The organism is Shewanella electrica (assembly GCF_022321485.1).
GTDB classification, from domain to species: Bacteria; Pseudomonadota; Gammaproteobacteria; order Enterobacterales; family Shewanellaceae; genus Shewanella; species Shewanella electrica.
The window spans coordinates 1-267 of sequence record NZ_JAKOGG010000343.1 but is presented as its reverse complement, the minus strand read 5'-3'; the positions used below and the strand labels follow the sequence as shown (position 1 = coordinate 267).

1 protein-coding gene is annotated in these 267 nt (G+C 64.8%); it reads right to left on the bottom strand.

Going from position 1 to position 267, the window contains the following annotated elements:
• Nucleotides 1–267, bottom strand: a 267-nt coding sequence (locus L9G74_RS20840) for a hypothetical protein (RefSeq protein ID WP_238898666.1), incomplete at both ends; no start/stop codon positions are given.

Sequence of the window (267 nt, the reverse complement as noted above, 5' to 3'; positions counted from 1 at the left end):
AAGACGGGCTTCCCTCTGGGCCTGATCGATGCTTTTGGGAACCCGCCCGCTGGGTTGGAGTTCGTCTTCGTAGTAGCGCCGCGTCTGGGGAATCTCGACGGCGACCTGATAATAGCCGTACACCGCCGACGCAACCGCCATCGCGACCATCACCGCCAGCACGGCGCGGGTCTCAAGCGGAAAGCGGATCAGTTGCCGTGCCAGGAAGAATCCGATCCCCAGACCGATCCATTGCCAGAGGACACAGAGCGCCGGCCGCGGCGCGCC